General features: G+C 41.1%; 8 protein-coding genes. 4 read left to right on the forward strand and 4 right to left on the reverse strand.

All coding sequences use genetic code 11. The features are described 5' to 3' along the window. Positions 1 to 87: 87 nt before the first annotated feature. Both HEQ19_14525 and cysH read right to left on the reverse strand, forming a co-directional pair. A complete protein-coding gene (locus HEQ19_14525) occupies positions 88 to 1335 on the reverse strand; it encodes an exonuclease SbcCD subunit D (GenBank protein WYM03414.1) in 1248 nt (415 codons plus the stop codon). A gap of 153 nt (positions 1336 to 1488) precedes the next feature. Then, the gene (gene cysH / locus HEQ19_14530; protein ID WYM00556.1) at positions 1489 to 2214 is read right to left on the reverse strand and encodes a phosphoadenosine phosphosulfate reductase; all 726 of its coding nucleotides are present in this window, start codon (positions 2212 to 2214) and stop codon (positions 1489 to 1491) included. A gap of 1549 nt (positions 2215 to 3763) precedes the next feature. Here cysH and HEQ19_14535 point away from each other — a divergent pair. Both HEQ19_14535 and HEQ19_14540 read left to right on the forward strand, forming a co-directional pair. Beyond that, complete coding sequence (locus HEQ19_14535; GenBank protein WYM00557.1) at positions 3764 to 4723, forward strand: SDR family oxidoreductase; 960 nt, start codon at positions 3764 to 3766, stop codon at positions 4721 to 4723. Between the two features lie 266 nt (positions 4724 to 4989). Next, the gene (locus HEQ19_14540) at positions 4990 to 7656 is read left to right on the forward strand and encodes a type I polyketide synthase (protein WYM00558.1); all 2667 of its coding nucleotides are present in this window, start codon (positions 4990 to 4992) and stop codon (positions 7654 to 7656) included. Here HEQ19_14540 and HEQ19_14545 read toward each other — a convergent pair. Both HEQ19_14545 and HEQ19_14550 read right to left on the reverse strand, forming a co-directional pair. Further along, positions 7641 to 8201: an IS630 family transposase gene (locus tag HEQ19_14545; protein WYM00559.1), complete on the reverse strand. Its 561-nt coding sequence runs from the start codon at positions 8199 to 8201 to the stop codon at positions 7641 to 7643. The genes HEQ19_14540 and HEQ19_14545 overlap by 16 nt on opposite strands. Continuing rightward, complete coding sequence (locus HEQ19_14550; GenBank protein WYM00560.1) at positions 8162 to 8587, reverse strand: transposase; 426 nt, start codon at positions 8585 to 8587, stop codon at positions 8162 to 8164. Before HEQ19_14550 ends, HEQ19_14545 begins: the two co-directional genes overlap by 40 nt. A 113-nt stretch (positions 8588 to 8700) precedes the next feature. Here HEQ19_14550 and HEQ19_14555 point away from each other — a divergent pair, with 113 nt between their 5' ends. Next, the gene (locus HEQ19_14555; GenBank protein ID WYM00561.1) at positions 8701 to 11607 is read left to right on the forward strand and encodes a KR domain-containing protein; all 2907 of its coding nucleotides are present in this window, start codon (positions 8701 to 8703) and stop codon (positions 11605 to 11607) included. Between the two features lie 118 nt (positions 11608 to 11725). Beyond that, positions 11726 to 18202, forward strand: a complete 6477-nt coding sequence (locus tag HEQ19_14560) for an amino acid adenylation domain-containing protein (GenBank protein WYM00562.1) — start codon at positions 11726 to 11728, stop codon at positions 18200 to 18202. Positions 18203 to 18449 lie beyond the last annotated feature (247 nt).

Raw genomic sequence — 18449 nt, forward strand, 5'->3', positions numbered from 1 at the left:
CGCACCCTACAGATTGTATATTTTTTTATTTGGAAGTCCCTAACAGAAAATATATGTGTAGATCTATGCTATACAATCGCCAAACAACTAAAAAATGTCTTCCAGCACAGCTTCCCCATCATCTCCTAGCAAATTCTGTGCTGCTTCCAGCATGGATGCGGCTATCTCTTTGAGGTCTTCACGATTATTTAAGTAAGTTTTCAACGCTTCTATGGGGTCGATGCTATTACTCGCACTCAATTCGGGAATGCGCGGTCTAGCCAATTGGCTGACTAACTCTGGTTGTATGGTGTAGGTGTGAGCTGAAGTTAAAGCATCATGCACAGATGAACTATCTATTAGATCTAACTGGTCGGAACGAAGTTTGTAAATTAGCCGGACTACAGCATCTTGAAGATCATGTTTAGCGATCGCCTTCATTAATACCGCTTGCGGATCATCTGCTTTGGATAAATCCACGTCAATTGTCCTGAATGTGCGAACACTTAAGGGACAAAATTCCCAATTCACCCTACCCCGCTCTAATTCAATCATTATATAACCTTTATCTTCCTTTTCTTCGCTAAAATCCACACGCTCAATACTTCCTGGATAAATCACCGGCGGATCGTTGGATTTATTCAGGTTTTGATGCTTGTGGACATGCCCCAAGGCGACATAATCAAAACAGGGTCGTGTCAGCAAAGATAAAGGCAGAGTAAAGCCTTTCCCCACAGCTAAAAAACGTTCGGCGCCCAAAGTTGCATTGTCAGCCATCAAATGTGCTAAGAGTATTGTGGGCACATCAGGGTCAAGACGGCGAATTTCCCCTTCCAAGACAACTTGTAACCGTTGAGTTAACAGTTGATTGACTTCCGCAATGGACAAACCTTCGGTTTCTTGGCGAGTCATTAACGTCGAACGAGTCAGCCAAGGTAGGGTGATGACTTGGACTTTACCATTGCGGGTGGCGATGCGGTGAGTAGTTAAGGTATCTCCCACAACAAAACCCCGCACTCCCAAGGTGCGGTAAATATTTAAACTCGCTCCTCCCTGTCCTTGAGAATGTTGGTCATGGTTTCCCACCAACAGCACCGTCGGAATCTCTGCATCCACAAGACGGCGAAACTGGCTAGCAAAAGCTTCTTGCACAAAAGGCGGTGGGGTAGCATCCGGGAAAGCATCGCCACCAAATATCACCATATCCACAGTTTCTGTCAGCGCTCGGTCAATACATCGAGATAATGTATTGACAAAATCCTCCAATCGTGTATTCAGTCCTGTGATTGGGTTAATACGTCCGTGGGAAAAGCCGCTTCCCATGTGGATATCTGAGAGATGGAGGATTTTAATCATATTGGTCATTTGTCAGTTGTCCTTTGTCAGTTGTCAGTTGTCCTTTGTTTAAATACTAATAACAAATCACAAATCACAAATGACCAATGACAACTGACAAAGGACAACTGACAAAGGACAAATGACAAATGACCAATGACAAATGACCACTGACTAAATATGAATACCACATTCAGTTTTCGCACTTCCACGCCAGCGTCCGGCGCGTTCATCTTCGCCGTCGCCCACTTTGGTGGTGATGGGTTCATCGCCAATGCTGGGATAACCTTGGTCGTGGAGGGGGTTATAGATTACTCCATGTTCAGCTACATAAACCCAGCTGTCTTTGCGTGTCCAGGCTGCTAAAGGATTAACTTTCAACCGTCCTTTGCCATCCAATTCAAATACGGGCATATTAGCACGGGTGACGGCTTGGTCTCGGCGACGTCCGGTAATCCACGCGATGGTGTTGAGTTCGTCTAAACCCCGTTGCAAAGGTTCAATTTTGGTAACGTTGTGGAATTGGGTAATATCTTTGTCCCACAGTGCTTCGCCGTATTTGGCGATAAATGCTTCGCGGCTATCTAGGTCTGGGGTTTTGTAGGTTTGCAGATCCAGATTGTAAATTTCTTTGGTTTTTGCAACTAGTTCTAGGGTTTGGGGGAAGTGGAATAAGGTATCGAGAAATATAACTGGGACTGGATGCTGGAGTTCACTATATAGAATATGGGTGATTATCATGTCATCCACGTTAAAGGCGCTGGTTTGCACCAGTCCCGTGGGGATATTTTCGATAGACCATGCCAAGATGTCTTTTGGAGTCGCCGTTTCAAATTTTTGATTTAAATGCTCTAAGTCAAAATTGCTGGTTTCGCTTCTAGATACCGTGGAAACTGTCATGATTCTTTTGGAGATAAATTTATATTACATACGATGGAATTTATTTTACCCTATATAGACACACAACTCGCTCGGAAATTCGGGATTGATAATTTTTTGCTCTGGGGATTGGAGATTGGGGATTGGAGATTGGGGATTGGGGATTGGGGACTAGGGCGTGTTTTCAAACTATTTCTTTAGCTGCATAAATTTTTAGATACCCCTAAATCCACACAATATGATACCAGCTGTAGGGGCACGGCAATGCCGTGCCCCTACGCGAAATCTACATGTATCAGCGTTTTGATGGTATTGTATAAGACTTTGAAAACACGCCCTAGTGTCTTAGGTAAATGCCGCAGACTTTACTAAGAAAGATTACGGAATTTTAAGTTTTACAGTGATTGTATGGATATATATACTGATCCTGATAAATTAAAAGAATCCTCATAATTCACGGATGCTAAAAAAATGAACGATTCCAAAACATTTGGTCAATCTATAGTTATGGGCGCTCTGATTATGTTGACTAGCGCTAGCATCATCACCATAATGAGCATATTTTAAGGTAACGCCTGCAAATTTTAGATAAAAAACTTGACAAAACCCCTACTCAAAAATGAGAGGGGTTTTTACATTTTGTGATGATCTAGAGTTAGATACTGATTGCAAACTATACCTAAAATCTCAGCAAATCGCGTTGCTGCCAAACACTAGCCCTATCAAGGTGGGTGCAAGTATCCCAAAAACCTTGATTTTCCTTTCAATTAGAAACGATATTCACATCCAACCTTTTTCGTTGCACCAATTTTATTATCAATAACCTTATTTTATTGATAATTGGTGGACAAAAAAGCGATGTCTACGACGGGCTACGCCTACGCCTAAATGTCTAATTGACCGTTACCTAAATCGATACGCCTTTTTTGATGTTTTGAAGGCTGCTTTAATGTCACCTTGAAAGGGCTAATATTAGGACTTACGCACTGTACAAACGAGTCATCTTGTGTATCAAGGTAAATAGGTCGTTTCAGGCTTTTATCAACCACCTTTTGTTGGTTGCGTAGCAACCGCCGCAGGCATCGCCTAAAAAGTGTGGAAAAATCAAGGTTGAATGCCTGAAACCCATACCCCATATTTGGGTTTTCCTGGCGTAAGTCCTGGATATAAGCTATCTGACATAAAAAGATACAAATCAAATTTGGTTCTTATCGCCTCTATTCTTAATAACACGATGCTAGAAACCTTATTTTTACTTTCAAAGATGTATAAGAAAGAACGTTTTTTTTTGAATTTGATCAGCTAAACTACTTGGTAAGCGAGTAGGTCGCCACAATTAAACAAATCTAAATAAATTTACTGAGGAAAAGTCCTGTTAGTCTTACTATAGTTTTTTCAGTACAAGCCATCGATTTTTCCAGCATATGTGTTACCGTGAAGGATATAAAAATTTTTGTTTTTACCAGATTCGGCGGAATGCCCGACTCTCACCGAAGCAGGGTGGAGATGGATAGCCGGACGACGACGATGAAGAACACTAAAAAAAGACTTATTACAAGGAGAAAAGGATTTGTTAGGTAAAGAACTACATATAGTTTTTGGTACTGGACCACTAGGCACAGCAGTGCTGAAAGAATTACACAGTCAAGGTAAACGAGTAATATCTGTGAACCGTAAAGGATTTGCAGATGTTCCCAACGGAGTTGAGGTGGTGAAGGGTGATGCTACTGATGCAAACAATGTTCGTTTGATTTGCCAGGGTGCGACTGCAGTCTACAATTGCGCTAATCCACCTTATACTGAATGGTCCCTGAAGTTTCCACCTATCATGAACGGTATTATTGATGGTATTGCTGGAACTGAGACAAAAATTGTTTTTGCTGATAACCTTTATATGTATGGTCCAGTGTCTGGCAAGATTGTGGAGAATCTGCCATATAGAGCTACTGGTCATAAGGGGTGTACACGTGCTCAAATGTCGATGAATTTGATGGAATCTCATAAAAAGGGCAAAGTACGTGCCACAATCGGTCGTGCTTCTGACTTTTTTGGACCTGGTGTACTGAGTTCCTCAATGGGAGAAAGAGTTTTCGCATCTGCACTACTTGACAAACCAGCTGAAGTTCTAGGTAATATTGATGTACCTCACACGTATACCTTTATCAATGATTTTGCTAAAAGTTTGGTAACGTTAGGTGAGAACGAAAAAGCCTTGGGGGAAGTTTGGCACATTCCCAACGCAGAAACGCTAACTACGCGCCAGTTTATCAACTTGATTTTTAAGGAAGTTGGGAAAACTCCAAAATTTCGTGTAGCTCCCAAATGGTTTTTCAAAATCTTAGCGACTTTTGACCCGATGATCCGCGAGTTGCAAGAAGTGATGTATGAATTTGATGAGCCTTTTGTTGTCGAACACAGCAAGTACGAAAAGGCTTTTGGAGCAAAGCCAACATCACACAGTGAGGCAATTGCCCAGACTTTATCATGGTATCGTCAGCGGTTAGAACAGACATCAAAATCAGACTCTTAACATAGAATTTCGGTTTTAAATCTTTAGAGGCTGTTTGAAAAGTTGTTTGCGGTGACTTTAGGCACTTATTGATCCCACCTAACTCCCCTTTAGTTTTCAAACATCCTCTTAGATATCTCCGAAAAATAAGATGAAAGCCTTGTCCAATAAGGGTCAATACCTAATTTATGGAAATTTATATTAGGGTATGAGGTAAATAAACTCATACTTATTATCACTGTGAGGGAATTTATTACTTAGTTGTTCACACTTACTAAATTAAAAATATGGTATTAAGTTCAAATCGCAATGAAGTAAACCTAAGGGATTCCAATAATGACAGCAGCAACGGCAATTCTGCTACAAGTTACCAGATTGCAATTGTGGGTATCGGGTGTCGTTTTCCTGGTGGAGCTAACAGTCCTGAAGACTTTTGGCGGGTTGTGTGTGACCAAACAGATGCAATTACCGACGTGCCGACTGATCGCTGGGATATTCGCACTTTTTATGATCCAGATCCTACAAAACCAGGTAAAACATCAACATGTCGTGGTGGATTTATTGAAAATATATACAATTTCGATGCTCAATTTTTTGGCATTTCTCCGCGTGAAGCTGCATTGTTAGATCCTCAACAACGTTTGCTGTTAGAAGTTTGCTGGGAAGCCTTTGAAGATGCAGGCATTTTACCAGAATACTTAGCTGGAAGTAATACTGGTGTCTTCATGGGGGGGTTTACCCTTGACTACAAAATCTTGCAGTTTTCCGAGAGTAACTACCATTTAATGGACTCTCATACAGCAACTGGGTCAATGATGACTTTGTTAGCTAATCGACTGTCTTATATGTTTGACTTGAGGGGACCGAGTATATCGCTGGATACTGCTTGTTCTTCCTCACTAGTTGCGGTACACCTTGCCTGTCAGAGCATCCTTAATGGTGAATGCGATCTAGCTTTGGCGGGTGGAGTCAACGTGATGATCAAACCAAATTATACTATTGCAGAGTCAAAGGCGGGAATGCTATCTCCTGATGGTCGCTCTAAAGCCTATGATTCTCTTGCCAATGGCTATGTTCGAGGTGAAGGAGCAGGGATTGTTGTATTGAAGCCCCTATCAAAAGCTCTGGAAGATAACGATCCTATTTATGCCGTAATTCGGGGAACTGCTGTGAATCAAGACGGACACAGTTCTGGAATTACGGTTCCCCGGCGTGAATCCCAGGAAGCGCTACTACGAGAAGCCTATCGTCGAGCGGGTGTGTTACCTGCTCAAGTGCAATATGTGGAAGCACATGGGACTGGAACACCTGTTGGTGATCCTTTAGAAGCAAATGCACTAGGAACTGTGCTATCTACTGAACGTCCAGATGGACAGGAATGTTATATTGCTTCAGTTAAGACCAACATTGGACACACCGAAGCAGCAGCAGGTGTCGCTGGATTAATTAAAGCATCGTTGGTTCTTAAGCATCGTAAGATTCCAGCACATTTACATTTCCAAAAAGCCAATCCCGATATTGATTTTCCATCACTAAAGTTAAAGATACCTACGAGCCTGGTTCCTTTTCCAGAAACTGATGGATTTGCCATTGCAGGTGTGAACTCATTTGGTTTTGGTGGTACTAATGCACATGCTGTATTGCAAGAAGCACCAATTACTCAGATAAGTATTCCTGGTGAAGAAAACCTTGACCCCAATTGGGGATATCTACTGCCTCTATCTGCTCGGAGTCCTCAAGCACTCCAAGATTTAGCCAGAGCTTACCATAAGCTTCTAACAGACGGGGTTTTTACTAATAACACATCTTTGCATAACTTCTGTTATACTGCCAGCCTACGACGGACTCATCATCAGTACCGTTTGGCGGTAGTAGGTAACTCGTACACAGATATGGCAGATTTACTTGCAGCGTTCCTAAATGGTGAATCACGTGCAGAGATTGCTATTGGAAATAAAGCCATACCGAAGAATCAACAAGTCGTTTTTGTGTTTTCTGGTATGGGTCCCCAGTGGTGGGCAATGGGTCGTCAACTCCTAATGGCAGAACCTATATTTAGGCAAACCATTGAGGAATGTGACACGATTTTACAATACTACGCAGATTGGTCACTGTTGACAGAATTAACTCGTGACGAGGAACATTCTCGCATTGAAGAAACCCAGATTGCTCAACCAACTAACTTTGCTATTCAAGTTGCTCTGGCAGCATTATGGCGTTCTTGGGGAATTGAACCATCTGCAATTGTGGGTCACAGCGCTGGTGAACCTGCGGCTGCTTACGTTGCAGGGGCACTAAGTTTAAAAGATGCGTTAAAGGTTGTTTTTCATCGTAGCCGGTTACAACAACAAACGGCTGGTCAAGGAAAAATGGCGGCGATTGGACTTTCCTACGAAGAAGCTCAACAATTATTAGTAGGCTATGAAGATAGGTTGTCAATTGCAGCTATCAACAGTCCTACTTCTGTGACTCTTTCAGGTAATGAAGCAGATTTAGAAACAATTAGTAAGGTTTTAGAGGACAGAAAAGTATTCTTCCGTTTATTGCGTGTGAATGTGGCATATCACAGTCCCACAATGAACCCATTGAAAGAAGAATTACTGGAAGTTCTACAAGACATTGAGCCACAAACACCAATTATTCCTCTCTGGTCTACAGTTACAGGGGAAAAAGTGGATAGACCAGAACTAAATGAGATGTATTGGTGGCAAAATATGCGGCAGCCTGTATTTTTCGCTGCCTCTATGAATAAGTTGGCGGAGGCAGGTTATGACCTCTTCCTAGAAATTAGTCCCCACCCAGTACTAGCAGGTTCTATTTCTGAATGTTTCATCAGTCAAAATCGGCAAGCTACTGTACTTACTTCTATACGACGCAAGGAAGCAGAACGCCAAATTATGCTTACCTCCTTGGCTGCGCTATACAGCACTTTCCTGAATCATGAAGTACAGTAGCAGCAGTTAGCAAACCAATTTCGCAGATGCATAGGATTGATTAGATTTAAAGCAATTGCAATCAATACATCTACCATTTGAGTAGTTTTTGGAGAAAATGTTTTGATAAAAGCTTTAAGCTGTGACCACCAATGTTCAATGGGATTAAAATCTGGTGAATAAGAAGATAGATTGATGACACTGGCACCAACAGATTCAATTATGGGCGTAATTTCATCGATCTTATGGGCAAATAGGTTATCCATTATGACAACTGCACCTTTCCATAATTGAGGCACTAACAACTTTTCTATAAACACGCGAAAAGCATTACTATCCATTGAACCATCTAGTGTCATCACAGCCAATACTTTATCCATACTGATTGCGCCGATAATAGTGACTTTTTTACCTCGATAAAATGGTTTTACATCATATACTCTACTTCCTTTTTCACTACGAGCTTTTGGACGCATTAACCCAAGCAGTAAGCCTGCTTCATCCAAAAAAACCAGATTTTTCGGCTCTATATCTCTGACTTTCTCTCTGTATTCACACCTGAGCAATTGAACTCTATCGGTAGCTGCCTGACTGCTGCGAACCGTTTTTTTTTACGAGTTAGATTTAATTTTTGCAATTCTCTACACATCATGCTGGAACTCACTAGTTGCCCCTCAGTTAAGAGCCAATATTCACAATATTCAGAGAGAGTTGCATCTGGATACTTTTTTACCAATGCAACAAGTTGAGCCGCAGAATCTGCTAATACCGCTTTTTTTCTTGTCCCTTGCTTACCAGGATTAACATGTCCTTTCTCTTTATACTGTCTCAACATTTTTTGTACAAAAGCTTTACCAACACCAAAGTTTACAGCTAACTTTCTAACTGAAATATTTCCTAACTGATAAGCATTGACTATTTTTTCTCTCAGATCGACGGAATATGGTTTCATAATAATAATTTATCTATCTTACATATTGTACTTCACATTGCTGGAAAGTGCTGTATACCCAAGGTTGTAAAGTCTCTTGGCAGAGTTTTTATCCTTATGGACAACACGTATATTTGCCATTGTATACTTGGCAACGTGAGCGTTACTGGCATGAATCGCCAGCTTCTGAACAGTTACGTTTAGGGAAACAAGTTCACCCACTTCTTGGTCAAGCTTTGGAATTACCCTATCCTTCGTGGAAACTAGATCTGAACAAACGGTATTTGGCTTACCTTGATGACCACCGTATTCAAAATGCTGTAGTATATCCTGGCGCAGCATACGTGGAAATGGGTCTTGCTGTGGCTAAGAGGTTTTTTGGTGAAGGTATTTACTCAGTTGACAACATTGAATTCAAAAAAGCACTGTTTTTACCTGAGAAGGACTTATTAACTGTTCAGTTAACGCTAGATCCAAAAGATGCATCGTTTAGTGTTTACACACGTCAGACGCACAGTCAAAATGATTGGACACTTCATGCTCAGGCTAAACTGCATCTACGGCAATTTGTTACCAAGTGTATTAATATCCATGAGATTCGTAATCGTTGTTCAAAAGAGGTTTCCAAGCCAGATTTGTATCACAAGTTAGGCGAGGTTGGCTTTCAATATGGTCCTCAGTTTCAGAGAATAGAACAGATTTGGCTAGGTGCAACAGAGGCCTTGGGACAAATTCATATGCCTGACCTCATGGAAATTAACAGCCAAGATTACGAACTGCACCCAATAATTCTTGATTCGTGTTTTCATGTCCTAATTGCGATCGCCTCTTTAGGAGATATAAATCAACATAATTCAAGTGTATACCTGCCTATTAGTATCCAAAGTGTGCGAGTTTATAATCGTCCTCGTCCCAATATGTGGGCTCATGCCCGGGTGATTGAGCAGGGTGACAAGATGCTGACGGGAGAACTACAACTGTTTGATGAAGAAGGTAATCTCTTAGCAGAAGTTCTAGGTTTTCAAGCCCAATCCATTGAAAGTGCAGGTAAAGGACTTTCTCAAAATTTGGATAGTTGGCTTTATGAATTGGAATGGCAGCCCAAACCCAGAGTTAATGACGAAAATACCCCACAGAACTCCTCTAAAGAACAACCAGGAAGTTGGTTTATCTTTGCAGATCAAGGTGGAGTAGCACAGAGGCTCGTTACACAATTGAGGGAGCGGGGCGAAAACTGTATCATTGTTGTTCCAGGAGAATCTTACCAAGCCTTAGAGCCAGGTCACTACTCTATCAATCCATCCCATCCAGACGAGTTCCAAAACCTGTTACAAGATGCTATAGACAACTCCAATCTACCCTGTCGGGGTTTGATACATCTATGGAGTCTAGATACAGTTGCATCAGAAACGATGACAGTAGATGCACTGGAATCAGAACAATTATTAGGTTGCGGTACAATACTGCACTTGATTCAAGCATTAGTTCAGAGTGGCTGGCGCAATCACCACAAATTATGGGTGGTAACACGGGGAACTCAGTCTGTAGCAGATAGTGAAATAGTCTCATTAGCTCCTGCCTCACTTTGGGGTTTATCAAGAGTTGCTAGTTATCAAGAACATACCAATATATGGGGAGGAATTATTGATCTTGACCCAGTACACTCTGATGATGAAATTTCAATGTTATTGGAAGAAGTTTGGAATCCAGATAATGAAGACCAAATTGCCTTCCGAAATCAACAGCGATATTGTGTCCGATTAGTAAGTACTCAGAAGCCAACTTCAGTTTTTCCTAGTCAGTTTCGTCCCGATAGTAGTTATCTGATTACCGGAGGACTTGGAGATTTAGGCATCTTGGTTGCTCATTGGCTAGTTGAACGTGGAGCTAGACATTTAATCCTTGTCGGACGTGACAAATTCCCATCTCGCCAGATGTGGAATCAACTAGAAGCCGATAGCCGTTTTGCTGTGCGAATCTCTGTCGTACGAGAATTAGAGGCAATGGGAGCCAGTGTACATTTGGCTGCTGTTGATGTGGCAAATGAAGCTGAAGTAGCAGAATTTCTAGACACCTATCAACAGGAGAACTGGCCTCCGATTAGAGGTGTGATTCACTCGGCAGGACTAGTCAGAGATGAACTTTTGTTGAATATGGAATTAAAGAACTTCAATAGCGTGCTTAGACCTAAAGCTTTGGGTGCTTGGGTGCTACACCGCTTATTTGAAAATGTTTCCTTAGACTTCTTCGTCCTCTTCTCTTCTGTGGCTTCCGTAGTGGGAACAATGGGTCAAGGAAATTATGCTGCTGGTAACTCCTTCATGGATTCCCTAGTCCACTATCGTAGAAGCAAAGGATTGCCAGCCCTAAGTATTAATTGGGGTCCTTGGGGCGAAGTGGGAATGGCAAGTCGTCTAGATTTAACTGACTACTATGCCCAACGAGGCATTGGCATTATTAGACCCAATGATGGGATAGAAATTTTGTCACGGCTACTCAATTATGACTTACCGCAAGTTACGGTTGTGCCGGCGAACTGGGCTTTGGTTGCTAACCTGTACCCGACGGGGACAACCGTAAGAATAATTTCTGATTTATTGGCAGAAGCTCAAGAAAAAAGCACTATTCAAGGTGATACTACGGTCATTAGCGAAGGACACTTTATTCAACAAATTTTTGCGGCTGAAGCATCACAGCAAACATCATTGTTGGAAACTCACATCCAAGAATTAATATCTCAAGTTCTGCGAATCGATTTATCTCGTCTCAACTTAGAACAATCATTGAATGCTCTGGGATTGGATTCCATGATGGCGATTGAGTTGAAGCAGCGCATTGAAATCAGTGTAGGAGCAAGTATCGCCGTAGTTGATTTGCTCAAGGGTTCTAATATTAGGGAGATTGTCACAATTCTTATGCCCCAAATACAAGAAAATCAAAGACTGGTCAGTCAAGAGGAAATAAGTGAAATGCTGACGGAACTACAACAGCTATCGCCCGAAGAGACTGAGAGATTACTTGCCCAAATGGAACAGCAATAATATCACAACATATGCAAAATCTGCTGTTGAAATAATTCATTCAATTATTACTCCAACAGCAGATAGAGCAGACCAGGCATTAACTTTGCAACATAATTCCCTAAACAAAAAAAATATAATGGATAAGATTACAGAACGTCTACTACAATTTTCTCCAGAAAACCGCGACTTCATTCTCAAATATCTGAAAAAGAAAGTCGAGGATAAAACCAACCAACCTATATCTCTAGTGAGTAGGGAATCAAATATTTTTCCGATATCATTTTCTCAAGAACGGCAATGGTTTATTGAACAGTTTAATCCTAATAGCCCCTTATATAATCTTCCAAATATTGTGAGGATGAAAGGGCATTTGAATATTGATGCCTTAGAAAAAAGTTTCACGGAGATTGTTAATCGCCATGAAGTTCTTCGAGCAACTTTTACTTTGGTGGACGGACAACCTGTTCAGATGTTTTCTCCACCACAATCGTTAACCTTGCCGATTTTGGATCTCAGCCACCTGAATGAAGAAGACCGCGAGTATCAGTTTAAGCAACTAGCCAGTGAAGATTCCCGTCGCTCTTTTAATTTATCTACAGGACCATTATATCGAGCTTCTCTATTGCGGTTAGGTAATGAAGATTATATTTTACTTTTAAACTTCCATCACATTGTCTTCGATGCTTGGTCTGCAGGTGTACTAGTTCGTGAGTTTACCGCACTTTACAACGCTTTCAATAATGGACAGCCATCCCCGCTGCCAAAACTGCCAATTCAGTATACAGATTTTGCTCAGTGGCAGCAGCAACAACTCCAAGGCAGTTTGATGGAGAAACAGATCTCTTACTGGAAAAAAAAGCTGGCAGGTGATCTTCCTATTTTGGAACTGCCCGCTGATCGGTCTCGTCCATCTGTGCAAACATTTCACGGTGCCATCTATTCCCTGACTTTACCAAAGTCTTTATCTGAATTAATTGTAGAGATTAGTCGTGAGCAAGAAGTAACGTTATTTATGACGTTTCTAGCTGCTTTTAAAGTTTTACTTCATCGTTATACAGGACAAGAAGATATTATTGTCGGCTCTCCTACCTCTGGACGCAATAATCCTCAAACTCATGATTTAATTGGTTTCTTCGTCAATACATTGGCACTAAGAACAAATTTTTCTAAACAACAAACGTTTAGTGAGTTATTAGCACAAGTGCGTGAGGTTGCTTTAAGTGCTTTCTCTCATCAAGATTTACCTATCGGCAAGGTTGTTGAAGCCTTACAACCAGAACGTTCTAGCAGTCATTCTCCGCTATTCCAGGTAATGTTTACCTACCAGAATACCCCTATGCCAGATCTGGATTTTTCGGGAATGACTGTTACTTTAGAACAGAATGCTGGTGATACCGCTAAATTTGATTTGTCGCTGGATGTATTTGAAAATGTAGAGGGTTTTGTTTGCGTATTTGAGTACAATACCGATCTTTATAATGTAGACCGCATTACTCGATTGGCCGGACACTTTCAAAAACTTCTTGAAGGCGTTGTTGCCAATCCTGAACAAAAGGTTTCTGAATTGCCTCTGCTGACCAATGCAGAATATAAACAGATTTTTACAAACTGGAATTTCACAGAAATTACATATCCCCAAGAATGCATTCATCAGTTGTTTGAGAGTCAGGTAGAACAGACACCAAATAATGAAGCGATCACTTATCAAGGGCAATATTTAACTTACCAAGAGTTAAATCAAAGATCAAACCAACTAGCCCATTACTTACGGAAGTTAAAGATTGGCCCCGATGTACTGGTAGGTATTTGCTTAGAGAGATCTGTTGATCTGGTCGTTGCAACATTGGGTGTCCTCAAAGCAGGTGGAGCTTATGTTCCATTAGATGTTAACTACCCCCAAGATAGACTCGCTTATATGATACAGGATACACAGATTCCTGTTCTGCTGACCTATAAGTATCTGTCAGATAAGCTACCTCAAAATAACATCAATACTATCTATTTAGATACAGAGTGGTCAGTGATCGCTCAAGAGAACGCGGAAAATCTCCATATTGAAGGGACGACATCAGCGAATCTAGCTTATGTCATCTATACATCAGGTTCTACGGGCAATCCTAAGGGAACAATGGTTCAGCATGGAAGTTTAGTCAATGCTTACCGAGGCTGGGAAGAAACATATGCTCTGCGCTCTGCTACAACCTGCCATCTCCAGATGGCCAGCTTCTCGTTTGATGTATTTACAGGAGATTGGACTAGAGCATTATGTTCTGGGGCAAAACTCTTACTTTGTCCATCTGATCTGTTATTAAACCCTGAAGGGCTATATAACCTGATTGTTCAGGAAAAAGTTGACTGCGCTGAGTTTGTGCCTGCTGTATTCAGGAATTTGATTAAGTACTTGGAAAAAACTCAGCAATCGCTAGACTTCATGAAAGTTTTAGCTATTGGTTCTGATAGTTGGTATGTCAGGGAATACAAACACTTTCTGCAATTTTGTGGTTCCCAAACTCGTTTGATTAACTCCTACGGACTTACTGAAGCTACAATTGACAGTTCCTATTTTGAAGATTCTGTTGATGATTTATCCCTGGAAGAAATGGTTCCAATTGGTCGTCCATTTCCCAATACAAATATTTATCTACTGGATCGGAATCAGCAGCCTGTACCAATTGGTGTTCCTGGTGAGATATACATTGGTGGAGCAGGTATTGCCAGAGGTTACTTAAACCAACCAAAATTGACAACAGCTAGATTTATCACTAATTTCTTCAACCAGAAGTCGAGTTTATGCCTCTATAGAACTGGTGATTTGGCACGCTATCGCACAGATGGCAATATCGAGATGATGGGGCGCATAGACAACCAGGTCAAAATTCGTGGTTTCCGTATTGAATTAGGCGAAATAGAAACAGTACTGTGTGAACAGGAAGGAATACATCAGAGTGTAGTAATTGTTCAGCAAGATTTGTCTGGTGATAAGCGCTTAGTTGCCTACGTAGTTCCTACAGCAAACACCACGGTTTCTGGTCTAGATTTGAGAAATTTCCTTAAAGGTAAATTACCGGACTATATGATTCCGGCTGCCTTCATAATTTTGGAAACTCTACCTCTGTCACCATCAGGTAAGATAAATCGTCGCGCTTTACCTGCACCTGATTGGAGCAGTAACGATTTCAAAGAAACTTATGTAGCTCCTCGCACAGCAATTGAGGAAGTACTAGTAGAAATTTGGCAACAGGCACTTGGTATTAATCGCATCGGCATCCAAGATGATTTCTTTAACTTGGGAGGTCACTCCCTGCTAGCAATACAGATCATTTCTAATGTGCGCGAATCATTTGAAGTACAAATTCCTTTGCAAAAATTATTTCAAGCATCCACTGTAGCTAACTTTGCCAGTGTAATTGCAGAACATCAAGGCAAACAGCAAGAATTTAGTAACTATCCAGATGCAGTCCCCATTCCAGAGGAATGGTATGAGCCGTTTCCACTTACAGATATTCAGGAGGCTTATTGGGTTGGTCGTAACGAATTGTTTGACATGGGTAATGTTTCAACTCATAGTTACGACGAACTGGAATTTCAAAATTTAGATGTGGAAAAATTGCACCTAGCTTGGCAGCGATTGATTGAACGTCATGGAATGCTAAGGGCAATTGTGCTACCAGATGGCCAACAAAAAATTTTGCGAGATGTTCCCGACTATAAAATTGAGGTTTTGGATCTAAGTGCCAAAGCTCCTGACGAAGTAGAATTGCAAATTAAAGCTATTCGCCAGCGGATGTCACATCAAATATTCAAAACTCATGAATGGCCACTATTTGAGCTTCGCGCGACTCTTTTAGATCAGCAAGTTGCCCGACTGCATTTAAGTACAGACGCACTCACCTTTGATGCATGGAGTTTTATAGTCATTCTCAAAGAGTTATCTCAACTTCTTGATGATCCTAATGCTTTCTTACCTTCTATAAATCTATCCTTCCGAGATTATGTTCTAGCAGAACAATCTATTAAATTTACAGAAGACCATCAACGTTCTCTAGCTTATTGGCGAACTCAAATAGCGACTTTACCACCGGCACCAGAATTACCTCAGGCAAAAAATCCCAGTTCCTTGAACGAACCCCACTTTAGCCGACTGCATTCAACTTTAGAAAAAGAAACCTGGACTAAACTTAGAACCAAAGCAACAAGATCTGGATTAACACCGACAGGATTATTACTTACCGCTTTTTCTGAGGTGCTTGCTCTTTGGAGCAAGAATCCCCAATTTACATTGAATCTCACCTTCTTTAATCGTCTCCCATTGCATCCAGAGGTGAACGATATTGTCGGTGAGTTTACTTCCTTGACGCTATTAGCTTTAGATTATTCAGTGCGGGATTCATTTCTAGCTAGGGCACGGCGTACTCAGCAAAAACTGTGGAATGACCTAGAGCATCGGCATGTTAGTGGCATTCAAGTATTACGGGAACTGAATCGTCTTCAGGGAGGGGTGACAAGGGCAAAGATGCCAATTGTATTCACCAGCGCTCTAACACTTCCAATTCCCGATATAGAATCTTCTCCCATTGCCCTACGTCCGGTATACGGTATTACCCAAACGTCTCAAGTATGGTTAGATCACCAGGTTTGGGAAGAATCGGGAACATTAATTTTTAACTGGGATGTGGTAGAGGAAATATTCCCAGAAGGATTACTACAGGATATGTTCACCGCTTACTGTGAATTGTTACATCGACTTGCCAATGAAGATGCTATTTGGCAAGAACCAACACCACATCTACTACCACCTGCTCAGTTTGAGCAACAATTACAGGTTAACGCTACTGAAGAAAAAATGTGTGCAAATTTACTGCATACTTTGTTTACTTCTCAGGCATCTCAGCAACCGAACGAAATAGCAATAGTTACAAGCAAAACCAGACTGACTTACGAAGAAGTTTACCGTCAGGCAAATAGAATTGGTCGTCGTTTACGACAGTTAGGAGCGCGTCCAAACACACTAGTTGCTGTAGTCATGCAGAAAGGTTGGGAACAAGTAGTGGCAGTGTTAGGTATTTTGCAATCAGGTGCTGCCTATTTGCCAATAGATCCTGAACAACCTCAAGAACGTATTTGGTATCTTATAGAACAGGGACAAGTACAACTAGTTCTCACACAGTCTTGGCTTGATAATTTCCTAGAATGGCCTCAAAACGTTCAGAGATTGTGCGTGGACAACAATGACTTTATAAATATTAGTGACCAACCACTAAACACAGTACAAGGAGCAAACGACTTAGCTTATGTTATTTTCACATCAGGCTCTACTGGGTTACCGAAAGGTGTGATGATTGACCATCGTGGTGCAGTTAACACTATTCTAGATATTAACAAGCGTTTTCAAGTAACCAATAAAGACAGTATATTTGCACTATCTGCGTTGAATTTTGACCTGTCAGTCTATGATATTTTTGGCATACTGGCAGCGGGTGGAACAGTTGTCATCCCTGATGCTTCTAGTAGACGAGATCCCAGTCATTGGTTCCCACTTATGACACAGGAGAAAGTAAGTTTATGGAACTCAGTTCCAGCTTTAATGGGAATGTTGACAGAATACACTCGATCTCAAGGCAAATATCTACCTGAATCTCTGCGTCTGGTGATGATGAGTGGTGATTGGATTCCTCTTTCTTTACCAAATGAAATCAAAGCACTATCAACCAATGTGAAGGTAATTAGTTTGGGAGGTGCAACTGAAGCGTCAATTTGGTCAATCCTCTATCCTATTGAAATAGTTGATACGAATTGGGCAAGCATTCCCTACGGAAAACCTATGGCTAATCAGAAATTTTACGTATTGAATGATATCTTAGAACCATGTCCTGTATGGGTATCAGGACAGCTTTATATTGGTGGCGTTGGATTGGCTATGGGCTACTGGCGAGATGAGGAGAAAACCCACGCAAGCTTCATTGTCCACCCCAAAACTGGATTACGATTATATCGAACAGGTGACTTGGGTCGCTATCTACCAGATGGAAATATTGAGTTTTTAGGCCGACAAGACTTTCAAGTAAAAATCCAAGGCTATCGAATCGAGTTAGGAGAAATTGAGAAAGCACTAGTACAACATTCAAAAATACAAGATGGGATTGTTACCACGGTGGGAGAGACCAAGGGCAATAAAAAGCTAGTCGCCTATATTCTTCTTCAGGATGAAGATGCGTTCGACGAGCGGGAATTACGTAATTTTCTCCGGCAGAAACTTCCAGAGTATATGATACCTTCACTATTTACGGTTCTGGCAGAATTTCCACTCACATCCAACGGAAAAGTGGATCGTAAAGCTCTAGCTAGTTCGACTTCTATCAATTTCCAGATAGAAAAACATTTTGTCCCTCCTCAGACTTCTATTGAAAAAAAACTGGCTACAATTTGGTCAGAAATGCTCCAGGTAGACTCAGTATGTATTGAAGATAATTTCTTTGAGTTGGGAGGTAACTCTATGCTTGCGATCAGGTTGGTTTCACATATACGTGAGGTATTTCAATTTGAGTTACCATTAAACAAACTTTTTGAAACACCAAACATCGCTAATTTATCACGTTACATCGAAGGCTTTTAATACAGATGATATACTGGATGTGGTAACTGTTCACACTCCCCCTATCTTCAACGATAAATCAAGGGTTTTGAGAATTTTAGGGGGAGGGAGTGAGTAAGGAATCAATACTTCTCGGTTAAGGAAATAAAGTAGGCTGAAACCCTTGAAATCTCGTTGTCTATGATGCCCAAAAAGAGCTTAACCGAGCAGTATTGAATAAGGAATTTGGGTAATGTCATATAACTGTAGATTAAATAGTACAAATGCC

Origin of the sequence: Gloeotrichia echinulata CP02 (genome assembly GCA_038087035.1) — a bacterium.
Taxonomy (GTDB): Bacteria; Cyanobacteriota; Cyanobacteriia; order Cyanobacteriales; family Nostocaceae; genus Gloeotrichia; species Gloeotrichia echinulata.